Genomic DNA, 14,531 nt, shown 5'->3' on the forward strand with positions numbered 1-14,531 from the left:
TAAAGGAGGCGCGCGCATGAGCGAACCCGTCCGCTCCTGCATCCTCACGCGCGAGCGTGCCGATCCGGCGCGGCTCGTCCGCCTCGCGCTTGCCCCGGACGGGCGCGTGCTGCCCGACGTGCGCGCCAAGGCGCCCGGGCGCGGCGCGTGGGTCGGCGTCGCGCGTCCCGAACTCGAACAGGCGATCGCCAAGGGCAAGCTGCGCGGCGCCCTCGCGCGCGCGTTCAAGACCGGCGAGCTGACCGTCCCCGACGATCTGCCCGACCTGATCGCCGCCGCGCTGGAGCGGAACGCGCTCGACCGACTCGGGCTCGAGGCGCGTGCCGGCACGATCGCGACCGGCGCCGAGCGGATCGAGACCGCCGCGCGCTCGGGAAAGCTGCACGCGCTGTACCACGCCGCCGACGCGCGCGAGGACGGGCGCCGCAAGCTAGCCCAGGCGTGGCGCGTCGGCAGCGATCGCGAAGGAAGTGACCTCAAGGGCTTGGCGTTGCCGGTCGAGCGCCCCATATTGTCGTTGGCGCTGGGCCGCGAGAATGTGGTACACATCGGCGTCATAGACCGCACCGCGGCCGGACGATTGGGCGAAGCGCTCGACCGCTGGCTGCACTTTATCGGCCCTGAACTGACCTCCGCACCTTGCGCTACGGCCGCGCAAGGCGCATCGGCGCCCGGCACCGCCGGGCCCGCTTCGGCCGTGAGATTGCACGAGGAATTTGAGTGAGCGAGACCGACAACGACAAGCCGAAACTCGGGATGCGCGCGCCGCTGGGGCTGAAGCGCACGGTCGAGACCGGCAAGGTGAAGCAGAGCTTCAGCCACGGCCGTAGCAATACGGTGGTGGTCGAGGTGAAGCGTCGCCGCGTGCTCGGTCCGCAGGGCACGCCCGAGCCGACGCAGGCGCCGACGCCCGAGCCGATCGCCGCCACTCCGGCGCCTGCCCCGGCGCGCCCCGCGCCGCGCCCGCCGGTCTCCAACGAGACCGCGCAGGAGCGTCAGGCGCGCTTGCTGCGCGAGGCCGAGGACCAGCGCATGCACGCGTTGGAGGAAGCGCGTCGCCGCGAAGAGGGCGAGCGCCAGCGCGCGGTAGAGGACGAGCGTCGTCGCGCCGAGGAGCGCGCGCGCGCCGAGGCCGAGGCGCGTGCCGCCGCCGAGGCGCCTGCGCCGACCCCCGCGCCGGAACCAACCCCGGAACCGACCCCGGCGCCGGAGCCGACCCCCGCCCCGGTCGCGGAGGCGCCGAGCGCCCCGGCCGAGCCGGTCGTCGCCGTGCGCCCGACGCCAGCGCCCGCCCCGACGCCGACCCCGGCAGCACCGCCGGCCCCGCCGCCGGTGCTCGAGCTGGGCCGCGACCCGGCGATGCCGGCGCCGCGCCGCTTCTCGCCGGTCGCACGCCCCGAGATCCCCAAGCCGCAGCCCAAGCCCGAGCCGAAGCCAGCCCCTGCACCGACCGCCAGCGCCGCCCCGGCGGCGAGCGGCGGCGGGACCGCGGGCGGCGCGTCGCGCAGCCTGCCGAGCGGCCAGGCGACCCCGCGCAACGCCGCGCCGGCGCGGCCGCAGCAGCGCGACCGCAAGGGTGACGAGCGCCGCGGCGGCAAGCTGACCGTCACGCGCGCGCTCAACGAGGACGGCGCGCGCGCGCGCAGCCTCGCCGCGCTGAAGCGCGCGCGCGAGAAGGAGAAGCGCGGCTTCTCCGGCCCGCGCGAGCCGCAGGCCAAGCAGGTCCGCGACGTTCAGGTGCCCGAGGCGATCACGGTGCAGGAGCTCGCCAACCGCATGGCGGAGCGCGGCGCCGATCTGGTCAAGACGCTGTTCAAGATGGGCATGCCCGTCACGATGACGCAGACGATCGACCAGGACACCGCCGAGCTGCTGGTGACCGAGTTCGGCCACAATATCGTGCGCGTCTCCGACTCGGACGTCGATCTCGCGCTCGACACCACCGAGGATTCGGCGGACCAGCTCCAGCCGCGTCCCCCCGTTGTCACGATCATGGGCCACGTCGATCACGGCAAGACCAGCCTGCTCGACGCGCTGCGCGGCACCGACGTCGCCAAGGGCGAGTCGGGTGGCATCACGCAGCATATCGGCGCCTATCAGGTGACGCTGAAGGACAAGTCGAAGATCACCTTCCTCGACACGCCGGGCCACGAGGCCTTCACTGCGATGCGCGCGCGCGGCGCGGACGTGACCGACATCGTGGTGCTGGTGGTCGCCGCCGACGACGGGCTGATGCCGCAGACGATCGAGGCGATCAACCACACCAAGGCGGCAGGCAAGCCGATGATCGTGGCGATCAACAAGATCGACAAGCACGACGCCAACCCGCAGCGCGTGCGCGAGCGTCTGCTCGAGCATGACGTCCAAGTCGAGATGATGGGCGGCGAGACGCAGGACGTTGAGGTGTCCGCGCTCAAGAAGACCGGCCTCGACGAGCTGATCGACAAGATCCAGCTCCAGGCCGAGCTGCTCGATCTCACCGCCAACCCCGATCGCGCCGCCGAGGGCAGCGTGATCGAGGCGAAGCTCGACAAGGGTCGCGGGCCGGTCGCGACGGTGCTGGTCACGCGCGGCACGCTCAAGGTCGGCGACGTCTTCGTCGTCGGCGCGGAGAGCGGCAAAGTCCGCGCGCTGGTCGACGACAAGGGGCGTCAGCTCAAGCAGGCGGGGCCGTCGATGCCGGTGGAGGTGCTCGGCCTGTCGGGCACGCCGTCGGCCGGCGACCAGCTCCAGGTGGTCGAGAACGAGGCGCGCGCGCGTGAGGTAGCCGAATACCGCCAGAGCGTGCTGCTCCAGAAGCGCACCACCGCGGCGCCGACCAGCCTCGAGAACATGTTCTCGGCGCTGCGCGCCAACGCCGCGATCGAATATCCGCTCGTGGTGAAGGCCGATACGCAGGGCACGGTCGAGGCGATCGTCGCGTCGATCAACAAGATCTCGACCGACCTCATCAAGGCGCGGGTGCTGCACTCGGGCGTCGGCGGGATCACCGAGAGCGACGTGACGCTGGCGGGTGCGTCGGGGGCGCCGATCATCGGCTTCCACGTCCGCGCCAATGCCAAGGCGCGCGAGATCGCCGAGCGGCAGAAGGTGGCGCTCAAGTACTATGACGTCATCTACGACCTTATCGACGAGATCCGCGCCGGCATGGCGGGCGAGCTCGGGCCCGAGGCGTTCGAGACGGTGGTCGGCCGCGCCGAAATCCGCGAGGTCTTCTCCGCGGGCAAGCACGGCAAGGCGGCGGGTCTGCTCGTCACCGAGGGTGTCATTCGCAAGGCGCTCAAGGCGCGCATCACGCGCAACGACGTCATCATCTACCAGGGTGAGATCGCGTCGCTGCGCCGCTTCAAGGACGACGTCGCCGAGGTGCGCGCGGGCCTGGAGTGCGGTGTCACGTTCTCGCAGAACTTCGTCGACATCAAGGCCGGCGACTATCTCGAGACGTACGAGGTCGAGCTGCGCGAGCGCACGCTGTAAGGGATGACGACGCTCGGTACGGTCACCCCCGTCTTGCGCAGCTTCGATGCGGCGCGGACGCGGGCGTTCTATCTGGATTTCCTCGGCTTCGAATTGGTGTTCGAGCATCGGTTCGAGCCGGGGATGCCGCTCTACATGAGCGTCAAGTCCGGGGATTGTACGCTGCACTTGTCGGAACATTACGGCGACGGCGCGCCGGGTGCTTCGGTGCGGATCGCGTGCGACGATGTCCTGGCCTATGCCTCGACGCTGCGCGGGCGCGGGTTCAAGAATGCGCGTCCGGGCGAGCCGCAGCGGATGCCATGGGGCGCGCTGGAGATCGGCGTGCACGATCCGTCGCACAACCGCCTGACCTTCTTCACCCCTGTCGACGGTAATGACGATGAATGAGCAGAGCGGCGAACGCTCGGTCCGCACGCTGCGCGTCGGCGAGCAGGTGCGTCACGTGCTGTCGGAGATCCTCCAGCGCGGCGACGTCCACGACGACACGCTGGCCTCGCACATGGTCAGCATCACCGAGGTGCGGATGTCGCCCGATCTGCGCCACGCCACCGTGTTCGTGAAGCCACTGCTCGGGCGCGACGAGGAAGCGGTGCTCAAGGCGCTGCGCACCAACACCGCCTATCTCCAGCGCGAGGTGGCGCATCGCGTGCGCACGAAATACGCCGCCAAGCTCAAGTTCCTGGCAGACGAGAGCTTCGACGAGGGCAGTCACATCGACTCGCTGCTGCGTCGCCCCGAGGTGGCGCGCGACCTGCCCGCCGAGGGCGAGGACGATTGACGCTCCCGCCGGTAAGACGCATCTTACCGGCATGAACGCGATCACGCGACTTTCGGACAAGGGCCAGGTCGTCGTCCCCAAGGCGATCCGTGACCTGAAGGGCTGGGCCCCGGGGCTTGACCTCGAGGTCGTCGACGCCGGCGACGGTGTACTGCTGCGGCCGCGCCGTCGGGTCAAGACGCTGACGCCATCAGAGACGGCGGCGCGCTTCAAGGAGATCTACCAGCATCAGGGTCCGCCCGTCACGCTCGAGGAGATGGACGAGGCGATCGCCGAGGAGGCCGCTCGTCGAGCCGAGCGCTGGTGACCACCGCGGTCGACACGAACGTGGTGCTGCGATGGATCACGCGCGACGATCCGGTACAGGCCGCGGCCGCCGATCCTATCTTCGACAAGCCTGTCATCATCACCACGACGGTTTGCTGGAGACCGAGTGGGTCTTGCGCGGACGACGCTACGCGATGCGGCGCAACACCACCGCCACCCTCTTCGAGCAAATCGCGGAGACCACGACGGTGACGCTCGAGCACGAGGACGGCGTACGCTGGGCCATCGGGCGATATCGTTCGGGCGCGATTTCGCCGACATGATCCACCTCGTCGTACCGGCGGAAGCCACACGCTTCGTCACCTTCGACCGCCGTCTCGCCCGGCACGCCGGCACCGAGGCCCCGCTCGCGATCGAGACGCTCGCCTGATGGCCAAGCTGTATTTCTACTATGCCAGCATGAACGCGGGGAAGTCGACCAACCTGCTCCAGGCCGACTTCAACTACCGCGAGCGCGGCATGCGCACGATGCTGTTCACCGCCGCGGTGGACGATCGCTTCGCCGCGGGCACGATCACCTCGCGGATCGGCCTCACCGCGCCCGCCACGATGTTCGACGCCGCGACCGACCTCGCCGCGGTGGTCGCGGCCGAGCACGCGCGCGCGCCGCTGGCGTGCGTGCTGGTGGACGAGGCGCAGTTCCTCACCGCCTCACAGGTCGACCAGCTCGCCTGGCTCGCCGACGTCGAGGACGTCCCCGTGCTCGCCTATGGCCTGCGCACCGACTTCCTCGGCCAGCTCTTTGCGGGCTCGGCGCGGCTGCTCGCGCTCGCGGACTCGCTGGAGGAGATCAAATCGGTGTGCGCGTGCGGGCGCAAGGCGACGATGAACCTGCGCGTCGACGCCGGCGGACGCCCGGTCACCGCGGGGCGCCAGACCGAGATCGGCGGCAACGATCGCTATGTCGCGCTGTGCCGGCGCCATTTCAGCGCGGCATTGGCAGAGGGGTGAGCGCTGAGCCGATCCTGCGGGTGAGCGGCATCAACCATGTCACGCTGGCGGTGAGCGACGTGGCGCGCTCGCTCGCCTTCTACCGCGACGTGCTGGGGTGCACCGTGCGTGCGCGCTGGGCGCACGGCGCCTATGTCGAGGCGGGCACGCTGTGGCTGTGCCTGCTCCACGACGACGCCGCGCGCACGGCACCACACCCCGACTACACCCACCTCGCCTTCAGCGTGGCAGAGGCGGACTATGCGGCGCTTAGCGCGCGCCTGACGGCGGAGTGCGTGATCTGGAAGACTGATCGCAGCGAGGGCGCGTCGACCTATTTCCTCGATCCCGACGGCCACAAGCTGGAGATCCACCTCGGCACGCTCGAGACGCGGCTGGCGCACTATCGCCAACACCCTCTCAAAGGCGTCGAGGTCATCGCGCGCGAGACCGACCGACCATCGCCGGAGGCTTGACGCCTTATTGAATATCGATAACATCGATAATCAATAAGGAGAGTGTCAGATGAGGGATCGTGTCCTGATCGTCGCCAGCGGCGTGGTCCGCGTCGCGGGATGGGTGAACAGCCTCGCCGCCGCCGGCTTCGTCGTCGCCGTGGCGCTCTCCTTCGCCTTCGCCGACGCGATCGGCGCGCATCTCCTCGCCAAATATCCCGGCCACGACATCGCCCTGACCGTCGCGATGCTCCGCACCATGGCGGCGCTGGGACTGATCGGCTGCGTTGCGGTGCGCCAGATCCTGGTGGCGCTCGGCGCCATCCTGTCGAGCGTGCGCGCCGGTGACCCGTTCGTCGCCGCCAATGCCGCCCGGCTCCAGCGGATCGGCTGGGCACTGCTGCTGCTGCAGGTGCTCGACCTGGCCGACGGCATGTTCGTGCTGGGCTTCGATCGGCTCGGCGTCGACCACGCCACCTGGGTGCCCGGCTTCACCGGCTGGGTTGCAGGGCTAATGATGTTCGTGCTCGCGCGCGTCTTCCGAGCCGGTGCGGCGATGCGCGACGATCTGGCGATGACGATCTGATGCCGATCCTGGTCAACCTCGACGCGATCCTGCAGGCGCGCGGCATGACGCTGACCGGCCTCTCGCAGTCGGTGGAAATCACGTTGGCGAACCTGTCGATCCTCAAGACTGGCAAGGCCAAGGCGATCCGCTTCTCCACCTTGGAGGCGATCTGTCACGCGCTCGACTGCCAGCCCGGCGACATCCTCGTGTTCGATGACGAAGGAGATGTCCGATGATCGCGCTGTTCCTGCGCACCTGGGGCGGCGCGTTCCGCGACGCCGCGCGGCTGGTGCGCGCGCTGCCGCTGCTGGTCGCGGTGATGGTCGGGCTGGAGCTCGCGCAGCACGCGGTCGAGTTGCGGGTCGGATTCTTCTCGCCCGATCGCGCGGTCCACGCCGCCGCGGCAGATCATCCGCTGCGGCTCGCACTCGGCTGGCCCAAGATGATCGCGCTCAGCCTCGTCGCCTTCGCCGCGACGCGCCGGCTGCTCGCGGGCGAGGCGCCGCTCCGTCCCGCCGCGGAGGCGATGCGCCGGCACTATCTGTGGGTCATGGCGCTTGAGCTCATTCCCGCCGCGATCATCATCCACGCCCCCGCGATCGCGGCCGCGCTGGGCGTCGGGGCGGGAGCGGTACTGCCGCTCCGGGTGACGACCGGCTTGGCGCTGCAGCTCGCCGAGCCGGCATTGTTCCTCTGGTTCGCCAACGCCGCCGCGGGGTCGGGCGGAGTCGGGCCGGTCGCCTCCGCGCAAGCGACCCGGTGGCTCTATCCCTGGGCGCTGCTGCTGATGCTCGCGGCGCGACTGCCGCTCGCGCAGCTGCACGGCCGTCTCAACCTATGGGCGGTGGGCCAGACGACCGCTACGCAATGGGGCCTGCTCGCGCTCGACGCGCTGGTCGTCGGGATCCTGGCGCTCGTGGTGCCGGCGGCGCAGTTAAGGGCCGCGCGGGTGATCGCCGCCCGGCGAGCGCGGCCGTTGCTCGTCGACGCGCCCGCCACCTAGCCGAAGCGCGCGCCCTCGCCTATCTCGCGCGTCATGGACCCCACCGGCATCATCTGGCGGGCGGCAGTGTGGATCATCCCGCTGGTGCTCGCGATCGTCTTCCATGAGGTGAGCCACGGGCTGGCCGCGCGCGCGCTCGGCGACCCCACCGCCGCCGAGCAGCGCCGGCTGTCGCTCAACCCGCTGCGCCACGTCGATCCGGTCGGCACCGTGATCCTGCCGCTGCTGCTCGCGCTGGCCAAGGCGCCAGTGTTCGGCTGGGCCAAGCCGGTCCCGGTCGACGCCCGCCGCCTGCCCCACCCGCGTCGCGACATGATGCTGGTGGCGCTCGCCGGGCCGGGGTCGAACCTCGTGCTCGCGCTGGTCGGCGCGGTGCTGCTCGGCGCGCTCACCCCCAGCCTCTATGGCATCCAGCCCGGCAGCCTCACCGCCTTCGTCGCGGCGAACCTGCTCAACTTCGTGATGATCAACGTCTTTCTCGCCATCTTCAACCTGATCCCGCTGCCGCCGTTCGACGGTGGGCACGTCGTCGCCGGGCTGCTGCCCGAGCGGTTGGCGCAGCGCTGGGACCAGCTCGCGAGATATGGCCTGCTGCTGTTCATCCTGCTGCTGCTGGTGCTGCCGTCGATCGTGCCCGGCGCCAACATCGTCCAGCGGCTGGTGGCGCCGCCGGCGCAGGCGCTGACCGAATGGTATCTCGGCCTCGCCCAGTCGATCGCGGGTTGAGCGCGTGCACGGCTGGCTGATCCTCGACAAGCCGCTCGGGCTGGGGTCGACGCAGGGCGTCGCCGCGGTGAAGCGGGCGCTGCGCACCGCGGGCGCGCCCAAGCTTAAGGTAGGGCACGGCGGCACGCTCGACCCGCTCGCCACCGGCGTGCTGCCGATCGCGATCGGCGAGGCGACCAAACTCGCCGGGCGGATGCTCGACGGCGACAAGGTCTATGACTTCACGATCCGCTTCGGCGAGCAGACCGACACGCTCGACGCCGAGGGGAAGGTGATCGCGACGAGCGACGTGCGGCCGACGCTGGCGGGGCTGGAGGCGGTGCTGCCGCGCTTCACCGGGCCGATCGCGCAGGTGCCGCCGGCCTATTCGGCGCTCAAGGTGGACGGCGCGCGCGCCTATGACCTGGCGCGCGCGGGCGAGGAGGTGGTGCTCGCGACGCGCGGCGTGACGGTGCATGGGCTGGCGGTATGCAAATCCTTCCCCGCACGGGGAGGGGGATCATCGCGTAGCGATGGTGGAGGGGGGGCGGCCACGAGCGACTCGCTGGCGGCGAGCCCCCTCCACCCCTCGCCTTCGGCGAGCGGTCCCCCTCCCCGTGCCGGGGAGTATCTTATCCGGCTCGACCACGTCACCCTCACCGCCTACGTCTCCAAAGGCACCTACATCCGCAGCCTCGCCCGCGACATCGCGCTGGCGCTCGGCACGGTCGGCCACGTCACCTATCTGCGCCGCACCAAGGCCGGCCCGTTCACGCTCGCCGAGGCGATATCGCTGGACAAACTCGACGAACTCGCTAAGGCGCGCGGTCTTGAACACTCCCTTCTGCCGCTGGGCGCGGGGCTGGACGACATCCCGGCTCTCTCGCTCACTCCCGACCAGGCAGGGGCGCTCCGTCAGGGGCGAGTGCTGGCCGGGATCGCCGCCGACGACGGCCAGGCTTTCGCGCTGCTGGGTGAGACACCTGTCGCGCTGGTCGAGGTGGAAAGCGGGCTCGCCCGCGTCGTCCGTGGCTTCAACCTGTAACGTACCGATGTCGCTAGGAAGATAAATGACGATCACCGCTGAACGCCGCCAGGAAGTCATCAAGGATCACGCCCGCGCCGATGGCGACACCGGGTCGGTCGAGGTCCAGGTCGCGATCCTGACCGAGCGGATCAAGAATCTGACCGAGCACTTCAAGGGCCACGCCAAGGACAACCACTCCCGCCGCGGCCTGCTGATGATGGTCAACAAGCGGCGCTCGCTGCTCGACTATCTCCGCAAGAAGGACGGCGACCGCTACGTCGCCCTCATCGCGAAGCTCGGTCTTCGCAAGTGACACAAAGGGGCGGCCCGCAAGGTCCGCCCCTTTTGTCATCCCGGACTTCGATCCGGGATCCAGCAAGCAGGGGCGCGGGAGCGCCCGGCCGGTCCGCTGGAGCCGGCGCGGGAGGACGGACAATAAGGTCCGCCCTTCCCTGGGCCGCTACTGGCCCACTCGCAGGCCCCTCGGTGATCCGCACCGGGGAGTGAAGGAAATGATATGTTCGATACCAAGAAGGTGGAAATCCAGTGGGGCGGCAAGACGCTGACCCTGGAGACCGGCCGCGTCGCGCGTCAGGCCGACGGCGCCGTGATCGCGACGCTCGGCGAGACGGTCGTGCTGTGCGCGGTGACCGCTGCCAAGACGGTCAAGGAGGGGCAGGACTTCTTCCCGCTCACCGTCCACTATCAGGAGAAATTCTCCGCCAGCGGCCGCATCCCCGGCGGCTTCTTCAAGCGCGAGCGCGGCGCGACCGAGCGCGAGACGCTGATCAGCCGCCTCATCGACCGCCCGATCCGCCCGCTGTTCCCCGAAGGCTTCTACAACGAGATCAACTGCATCGCGCAGGTGCTCTCGTATGACGGCGAGAACGAGCCCGACATCGTCGCGATGGTGGCGGCCTCGGCGGCGCTGACGATCTCGGGCGTGCCCTTCATGGGCCCGATCGGCTGCGCGCGCGTCGGCTACAAGGACGGCGAGTATCAGCTTAACCCGACCGACGGCGAGGTCGCCGAGGGCGAGCTCGACCTGGTCGTCGCCGCCACGCACGACGCGGTGATGATGGTCGAGTCCGAGGCCAAGGAGCTGTCGGAAGAGGTGATGCTGGGCGCGGTCATGTTCGCGCACAAGGCGTCGCAGCAGGTGATCAACGCGATCATCGACCTCGCCGAGCAGTCGGCCAAGGACCCGTGGGAGCTCGCTCCGGTCGACGACAAGTCGGCGACCATGGCCAAGCTGAAGAAGGCGATCGGCAAGGACGTCGAGGCGGCCTACAAGCTGACCGACAAGCAGGCGCGTCAGAACGCGCTCAACGCCGCGCGCACCAAGGCGCGCGAGGCCTTCGCCGACCTCAAGGAGAGCGACCCGGCGCAGTATCTGGGCACGCTGAAACTGGTGAAGAAGCTCGAGGCCGATATCGTCCGCGGCGCGATCCTCAAGAGCGGCCGCCGCATCGACGGGCGCGACACCAAGACGGTGCGCCCGATCGCCGCGGAGGTCCACTTCCTGCCGCGCGCGCACGGCTCGGCGCTGTTCACCCGCGGCGAGACCCAGACGATCGCCACCACGACGCTGGGCACACGCGACGCCGAGCAGATGATCGACGGGCTCAACGGCCTGTCGTACCAGCATTTCATGCTGCATTATAACTTCCCGCCCTATTCGGTCGGTGAAGTGGGCCGCTTCGGCGCGCCGGGTCGTCGCGAGATCGGCCATGGCAAGCTGGCGTGGCGCGCGCTGCACCCGGTGCTGCCGACCAAGGAGGAGTTCCCCTATACGATCCGCGTCACCAGCGACATCACGGAGAGCAACGGCTCGTCGTCGATGGCGACGGTATGCGGTGGCAGCCTGGCGCTGATGGACGCGGGCGTGCCGCTCAAGCGTCCGGTCTCGGGCATCGCGATGGGCCTCATCCTCGAGGGCAAGGACTTCGCGGTCCTCAGCGACATCCTCGGCGACGAGGATCACCTCGGCGACATGGACTTCAAGGTGGCGGGCACGTCCGAGGGCATCACCAGCCTTCAGATGGACATCAAGATCGCCGGTATCACCGAGGAGATCATGAAGGTCGCGCTGGCGCAGGCCAAGGACGGCCGCGCGCACATCCTCGCCGAGATGAACAAGGCGCTGGGTGAGACCCGCACCGAGCTGTCGGCGCACGCGCCGCGGATCGAGACGATGCAGATCGACAAGTCGAAGATCCGCGACGTGATCGGCACCGGCGGCAAGGTGATCCGCGAGATCGTCGCCACCACCGGCGCCAAGGTCGACATCGACGACGAGGGCGTGATCAAGATCAGCTCGTCGGACGGCGCGCAGATCGAGGCGGCGATGAACTGGATCAAGGGCATCGTCGAGGAAGCCGAGGTCGGCAAGATCTACAACGGCAAGGTCGTCAACATCGTCGACTTCGGCGCCTTCGTGAACTTCATGGGCGGCAAGGACGGTCTCGTCCACGTCTCCGAGATGAAGAACGAGCGCGTCGAGAAGCCGGGTGACGTCGTCACCGAGGGCCAGGAAGTGAAGGTCAAGGTCCTCGAGATCGACCCGCGCGGCAAGGTCCGCCTGTCGATGCGCGTCGTCGACCAGGAGACCGGCGCTGAGCTGGAGGACACCCGTCCCGCGCGCGAGCCGCGCGGCGAGCGCAGCGATCGCGGCCCGCGCCGCGAGGGCGGCGGGCGCGACGGTGGTCGCGGCGGTGACCGTGGCGGCGATCGCGGCGGTGACCGCGGTCCGCGCCGCGAGGGCCGTGGCCCGCGCCGCGAGCGCGCCGAGGGCGGCGCCAAGGAAGGCGGCGACGAGGGCGATGCGCCCGCGTTCGCCCCGGCCTTCCTGACCGGCGACCGCGACTGAGTGAGCGCCGTGCTCCTGCGGACGCAGGAGCAAGATCTCCTTGGACGCCGCGAAAGCCACCTCATCAATGCGAACGGCCCCGGCAGCGATGCCGGGGCCGTTCTCGTATCAGCGTCCCGCGATGCTCTGCGTCAGGGCGCGGGCCGCTCGGGCTGCGCCTCGGCGAGGATCACCGCGAACAGGTCCTTGTCGTCGGTCCATTCGCGCACCGGGGTCCAGCCGCCGCTGCGGAGCAGGATTCGCGCGTCGCGCTCGCCGTACTTGTGGCTGTTCTCGGTGTGAATCGTCTCGCCCTCGGCGATGTCGAACGCGCGCCCGTCCACCTCGAACGACACGTCACGACGCGCCTCCAGGTGCATCTCCACGCGCGCGCGATCGTCGTTCCACACCGCGCCATGGCGGAAAGCGTCGAGCGGGATCGTCCCCTCAAGCTCGCGGTTGATCCGCTCGAGCAGGTTGAGGTTGAACGCCGCGGTGACGCCCTGCGCGTCGTCATAGGCGGGTAGCAGAACGTCGGGCCGCTTGATCCGGTCCATGCCGATCAGCAGCATCGCCCCCTCGCCCAGCGAGGCGCGCATGGCGCGCAGCAGGTCGACCGCGGCGAGCGGGATCAGATTGCCGATGGTCGAGCCCGGGAAGAAGCCGAGCTTGGGCAGATCGGCGACCTGCGCGGGCAACGTCAGCGGGCGCGTGAAATCGCCCTCGAACGGCAGCACCGGTAGACCGGGGCAGGCCTGCGCCAGCGCCTGTGCCGACTCGCGCAGGAAGTCGCCCGAGATGTCGATCGGCACATAAGCGGCGGGCTCGACGCAGCGCAGCACCACCGGCGTCTTGGTCGACGAGCCCGAGCCGAACTCGACCACCGCACGCCCCCGTCCGGCGAGCTGGCGCAGCTCTGGGCAGAGGTCGTGGAGCAGCGCCGTCTCGGTGCGGGTCGGGTAATATTCGGGCAGCTCGGTGATCTGCTCGAACAGCTGCGAGCCACGATGATCGTAGAACCAGCGCGCGGGGATCGCACGCGGGCGGCGTGTGAGCCCGGCGAGCACGTCGGCGCGGAACTGGGGATCGGCGAGGCTGGCCTGGCCGTCGTCGATCTCGGGCTTGAGCATGTCAGAGGTCCTTCGCGAGACGAACGCCGGTGAATTGCCAGCGCTGATGGGGGTAGAAGAAGTTGCGGTAGCTGGCGCGCGCATGGCCGCGCGGCGTGGCGCAGCTGCCGCCGCGCAGGACGAACTGCCCGCTCATGAACTTGCCATTATACTCGCCGACCGCGCCCTCGACCGGGCGGAAGCCGGGGTACGGGCGATAGGCCGAGCCGGTCCACTCCCACACGTCGCCGAAGAAGGCAGGACCGTCGCTCGCAGGGCGCGGCTCGACCGCGCCGGCGCGATCGAGCTGGTTGCCGCCGGCGGGGTCATGGCCAGCGGCCGCGGCCTCCCACTCGAACTCGGTCGGCAGCCGCGCCCCCGCCCAGCTGGCATAGGCGTCGGCCTCGTAGAAGCTGACGTGCGTGACCGGCGCGGCGGGGTCGATCGCGCGGCGACCGTCGAGACCGAAGCGGGTCCACACGCCGTCGCGCTGTTCCCAGTAGAGCGGCGCGCCGACGCCCTCGCGCTGCACCCAGGCCCAGCCGTCGGCGAGCCACCAGCGCGGCGTCGCATACCCGCCGTCGGCGATGAAGGCGGCCCACTCGCCGTTGGTCACCGTGCGATCGGCGAGCGCATGCGGCGCGAGCAAAGCGCGATGTCGCGGCCCCTCGCAGTCGAAGGCGAACCCCTCGCCGGCATGGCCGACCTCGACGACGCTCTCGCCGCGCTCGATCCAGCCGATCGGGCCCGGCATCGCCACCGGCACCTTGCGCGCCGCCGACCAGATCGCGGGCTCGAGCGGGTTCTCGCCGAAGAGATGGAGCATGTCGGTGACGAGCAGTTCCTGATGCTGCTCCTCATGGTGACAGCCGAGCACGACCAGCTCGCGCGCCGCCTCCGGCAGGCTGGGGAGCGCGTCGATCAGGGCGGCGTCGACCGTCGCGCGATAGCCGCGCACCTCGTCGAGCGTCGGGCGCGTGATCATGCCGCGCCGCGCGCGCGCGTGGCGGCGTCCCTCGGCCTCGTAATAGCTGTTGAACAGAAAGGGGAAGCGCTCGTCGTGGCGCTGATAGCCGGCGACATGGTCGCGCAGCACGAACGTCTCGAAGAACCAGGTGGTATGCGCGAGGTGCCATTTGGCCGGGCTGGCATCGTCCATCGACTGGCCGGTCGCGTCGGCGTCCGAGAGCGGCGCCACCAGTGCCTCGCTCAGCGCACGGACACCGCGGTAGCGGTCGCCCAGCGACGACTCGCCGGTCTTCAGATCAGGCAGCGCTGCCATCGGATCGTCTCCCAACCCG

17 protein-coding genes are annotated in these 14,531 nt (G+C 69.9%); 15 read left to right on the top strand and 2 right to left on the bottom strand.

From position 1 onward, the window contains the following. Nucleotides 1-16 precede the first annotated feature (16 nt). From FHY02_RS07745 to pnp, 15 genes are all read left to right on the top strand, one after another. Nucleotides 17-724, top strand: a complete 708-nt coding sequence (locus FHY02_RS07745) for a DUF448 domain-containing protein (protein ID WP_183921202.1) — start codon at nt 17-19, stop codon at nt 722-724. Continuing rightward, on the top strand, nt 721-3,477 hold the full coding sequence (gene infB / locus FHY02_RS07750; RefSeq protein ID WP_183921203.1) for a translation initiation factor IF-2: 2,757 nt from the start codon (nt 721-723) through the stop codon (nt 3,475-3,477). Before FHY02_RS07745 ends, infB begins: the two co-directional genes overlap by 4 nt. Nucleotides 3,478-3,480: 3 nt before the next feature. After that, entirely contained in the window at nt 3,481-3,867 is a 387-nt protein-coding gene (locus FHY02_RS07755) for a glyoxalase superfamily protein (RefSeq protein WP_183921204.1), read from the top strand. Further along, nucleotides 3,854-4,258, top strand: a complete 405-nt coding sequence (gene rbfA, locus FHY02_RS07760; protein WP_183921205.1) for a 30S ribosome-binding factor RbfA — start codon at nt 3,854-3,856, stop codon at nt 4,256-4,258. The genes FHY02_RS07755 and rbfA overlap by 14 nt, the downstream gene beginning before the upstream one ends. A gap of 31 nt (nt 4,259-4,289) precedes the next feature. Beyond that, the gene (locus FHY02_RS07765; RefSeq protein ID WP_183921206.1) at nt 4,290-4,565 is read left to right on the top strand and encodes an AbrB/MazE/SpoVT family DNA-binding domain-containing protein; all 276 of its coding nucleotides are present in this window, start codon (nt 4,290-4,292) and stop codon (nt 4,563-4,565) included. Between the two features lie 112 nt (nt 4,566-4,677). After that, on the top strand, nt 4,678-4,848 hold the full coding sequence (locus tag FHY02_RS07770; protein ID WP_183921207.1) for a hypothetical protein: 171 nt from the start codon (nt 4,678-4,680) through the stop codon (nt 4,846-4,848). Nucleotides 4,849-4,954: 106 nt separating this feature from the next. Continuing rightward, nucleotides 4,955-5,536, top strand: coding sequence for a thymidine kinase (locus tag FHY02_RS07775; RefSeq protein ID WP_183921208.1), 582 nt, complete (start codon nt 4,955-4,957; stop codon nt 5,534-5,536). Between the two features lie 20 nt (nt 5,537-5,556). Continuing rightward, nucleotides 5,557-5,991 (top strand): VOC family protein, encoded by a 435-nt coding sequence (locus FHY02_RS07780; RefSeq protein WP_183921504.1) that lies wholly within the window; start codon nt 5,557-5,559, stop codon nt 5,989-5,991. Between the two features lie 49 nt (nt 5,992-6,040). Continuing rightward, a complete protein-coding gene (locus FHY02_RS07785; protein ID WP_183921209.1) occupies nt 6,041-6,556 on the top strand; it encodes a DUF2975 domain-containing protein in 516 nt (171 codons plus the stop codon). Next, on the top strand, nt 6,556-6,774 hold the full coding sequence (locus FHY02_RS07790) for a helix-turn-helix transcriptional regulator (RefSeq protein WP_183921210.1): 219 nt from the start codon (nt 6,556-6,558) through the stop codon (nt 6,772-6,774). The genes FHY02_RS07785 and FHY02_RS07790 overlap by 1 nt, the downstream gene beginning before the upstream one ends. Then, a complete protein-coding gene (locus tag FHY02_RS07795; protein ID WP_183921211.1) occupies nt 6,771-7,541 on the top strand; it encodes a hypothetical protein in 771 nt (256 codons plus the stop codon). Before FHY02_RS07790 ends, FHY02_RS07795 begins: the two co-directional genes overlap by 4 nt. Nucleotides 7,542-7,574: 33 nt before the next feature. Further along, entirely contained in the window at nt 7,575-8,267 is a 693-nt protein-coding gene (locus FHY02_RS07800; protein ID WP_183921212.1) for a site-2 protease family protein, read from the top strand. A 4-nt stretch (nt 8,268-8,271) separates the two neighbouring features. Beyond that, nucleotides 8,272-9,291, top strand: a complete 1,020-nt coding sequence (gene truB, locus FHY02_RS07805; RefSeq protein WP_183921213.1) for a tRNA pseudouridine(55) synthase TruB — start codon at nt 8,272-8,274, stop codon at nt 9,289-9,291. 25 nt (nt 9,292-9,316) lie between these two features. Further along, complete coding sequence (rpsO, locus tag FHY02_RS07810; protein ID WP_132910206.1) at nt 9,317-9,586, top strand: 30S ribosomal protein S15; 270 nt, start codon at nt 9,317-9,319, stop codon at nt 9,584-9,586. A 204-nt stretch (nt 9,587-9,790) separates the two neighbouring features. Further along, nucleotides 9,791-12,142 (top strand): polyribonucleotide nucleotidyltransferase, encoded by a 2,352-nt coding sequence (gene pnp / locus FHY02_RS07815; RefSeq protein WP_183921214.1) that lies wholly within the window; start codon nt 9,791-9,793, stop codon nt 12,140-12,142. A gap of 131 nt (nt 12,143-12,273) precedes the next feature. Here pnp and egtD read toward each other — a convergent pair whose 3' ends face one another. Both egtD and egtB read right to left on the bottom strand, forming a co-directional pair. Then, entirely contained in the window at nt 12,274-13,251 is a 978-nt protein-coding gene (gene egtD / locus FHY02_RS07820) for an L-histidine N(alpha)-methyltransferase (RefSeq protein WP_183921215.1), read from the bottom strand. A gap of 1 nt (nt 13,252) precedes the next feature. Beyond that, entirely contained in the window at nt 13,253-14,512 is a 1,260-nt protein-coding gene (gene egtB, locus FHY02_RS07825; protein ID WP_183921216.1) for an ergothioneine biosynthesis protein EgtB, read from the bottom strand. Between the last annotated feature and the right edge of the window lie 19 nt (nt 14,513-14,531).

It is taken from the genome of Sphingomonas sp. BK069 (assembly GCF_014193405.1).
Taxonomy (GTDB): domain Bacteria; phylum Pseudomonadota; class Alphaproteobacteria; order Sphingomonadales; family Sphingomonadaceae; genus Sphingomonas.

What these genes read in the sequence shown, in the direction of transcription:
- FHY02_RS07755 (WP_183921204.1), top strand. Translation starts at nt 3,481, where the DNA reads ATGACGACGCTCGGTACGGTCACCCCCGTCTTGCGCAGCTTCGATGCG.
- FHY02_RS07785 (WP_183921209.1), top strand. Translation starts at nt 6,041, where the DNA reads ATGAGGGATCGTGTCCTGATCGTCGCCAGCGGCGTGGTCCGCGTCGCG.
- egtB (WP_183921216.1), bottom strand. Translation starts at nt 14,512, where the DNA reads ATGGCAGCGCTGCCTGATCTGAAGACCGGCGAGTCGTCGCTGGGCGAC.
- FHY02_RS07790 (WP_183921210.1), top strand. Translation starts at nt 6,556, where the DNA reads ATGCCGATCCTGGTCAACCTCGACGCGATCCTGCAGGCGCGCGGCATG.
- pnp (WP_183921214.1), top strand. Translation starts at nt 9,791, where the DNA reads ATGTTCGATACCAAGAAGGTGGAAATCCAGTGGGGCGGCAAGACGCTG.
- FHY02_RS07745 (WP_183921202.1), top strand. Translation starts at nt 17, where the DNA reads ATGAGCGAACCCGTCCGCTCCTGCATCCTCACGCGCGAGCGTGCCGAT.
- FHY02_RS07765 (WP_183921206.1), top strand. Translation starts at nt 4,290, where the DNA reads ATGAACGCGATCACGCGACTTTCGGACAAGGGCCAGGTCGTCGTCCCC.
- egtD (WP_183921215.1), bottom strand. Translation starts at nt 13,251, where the DNA reads ATGCTCAAGCCCGAGATCGACGACGGCCAGGCCAGCCTCGCCGATCCC.
- rpsO (WP_132910206.1), top strand. Translation starts at nt 9,317, where the DNA reads ATGACGATCACCGCTGAACGCCGCCAGGAAGTCATCAAGGATCACGCC.
- rbfA (WP_183921205.1), top strand. Translation starts at nt 3,854, where the DNA reads ATGACGATGAATGAGCAGAGCGGCGAACGCTCGGTCCGCACGCTGCGC.
- FHY02_RS07795 (WP_183921211.1), top strand. Translation starts at nt 6,771, where the DNA reads ATGATCGCGCTGTTCCTGCGCACCTGGGGCGGCGCGTTCCGCGACGCC.
- FHY02_RS07800 (WP_183921212.1), top strand. Translation starts at nt 7,575, where the DNA reads ATGGACCCCACCGGCATCATCTGGCGGGCGGCAGTGTGGATCATCCCG.
- FHY02_RS07775 (WP_183921208.1), top strand. Translation starts at nt 4,955, where the DNA reads ATGGCCAAGCTGTATTTCTACTATGCCAGCATGAACGCGGGGAAGTCG.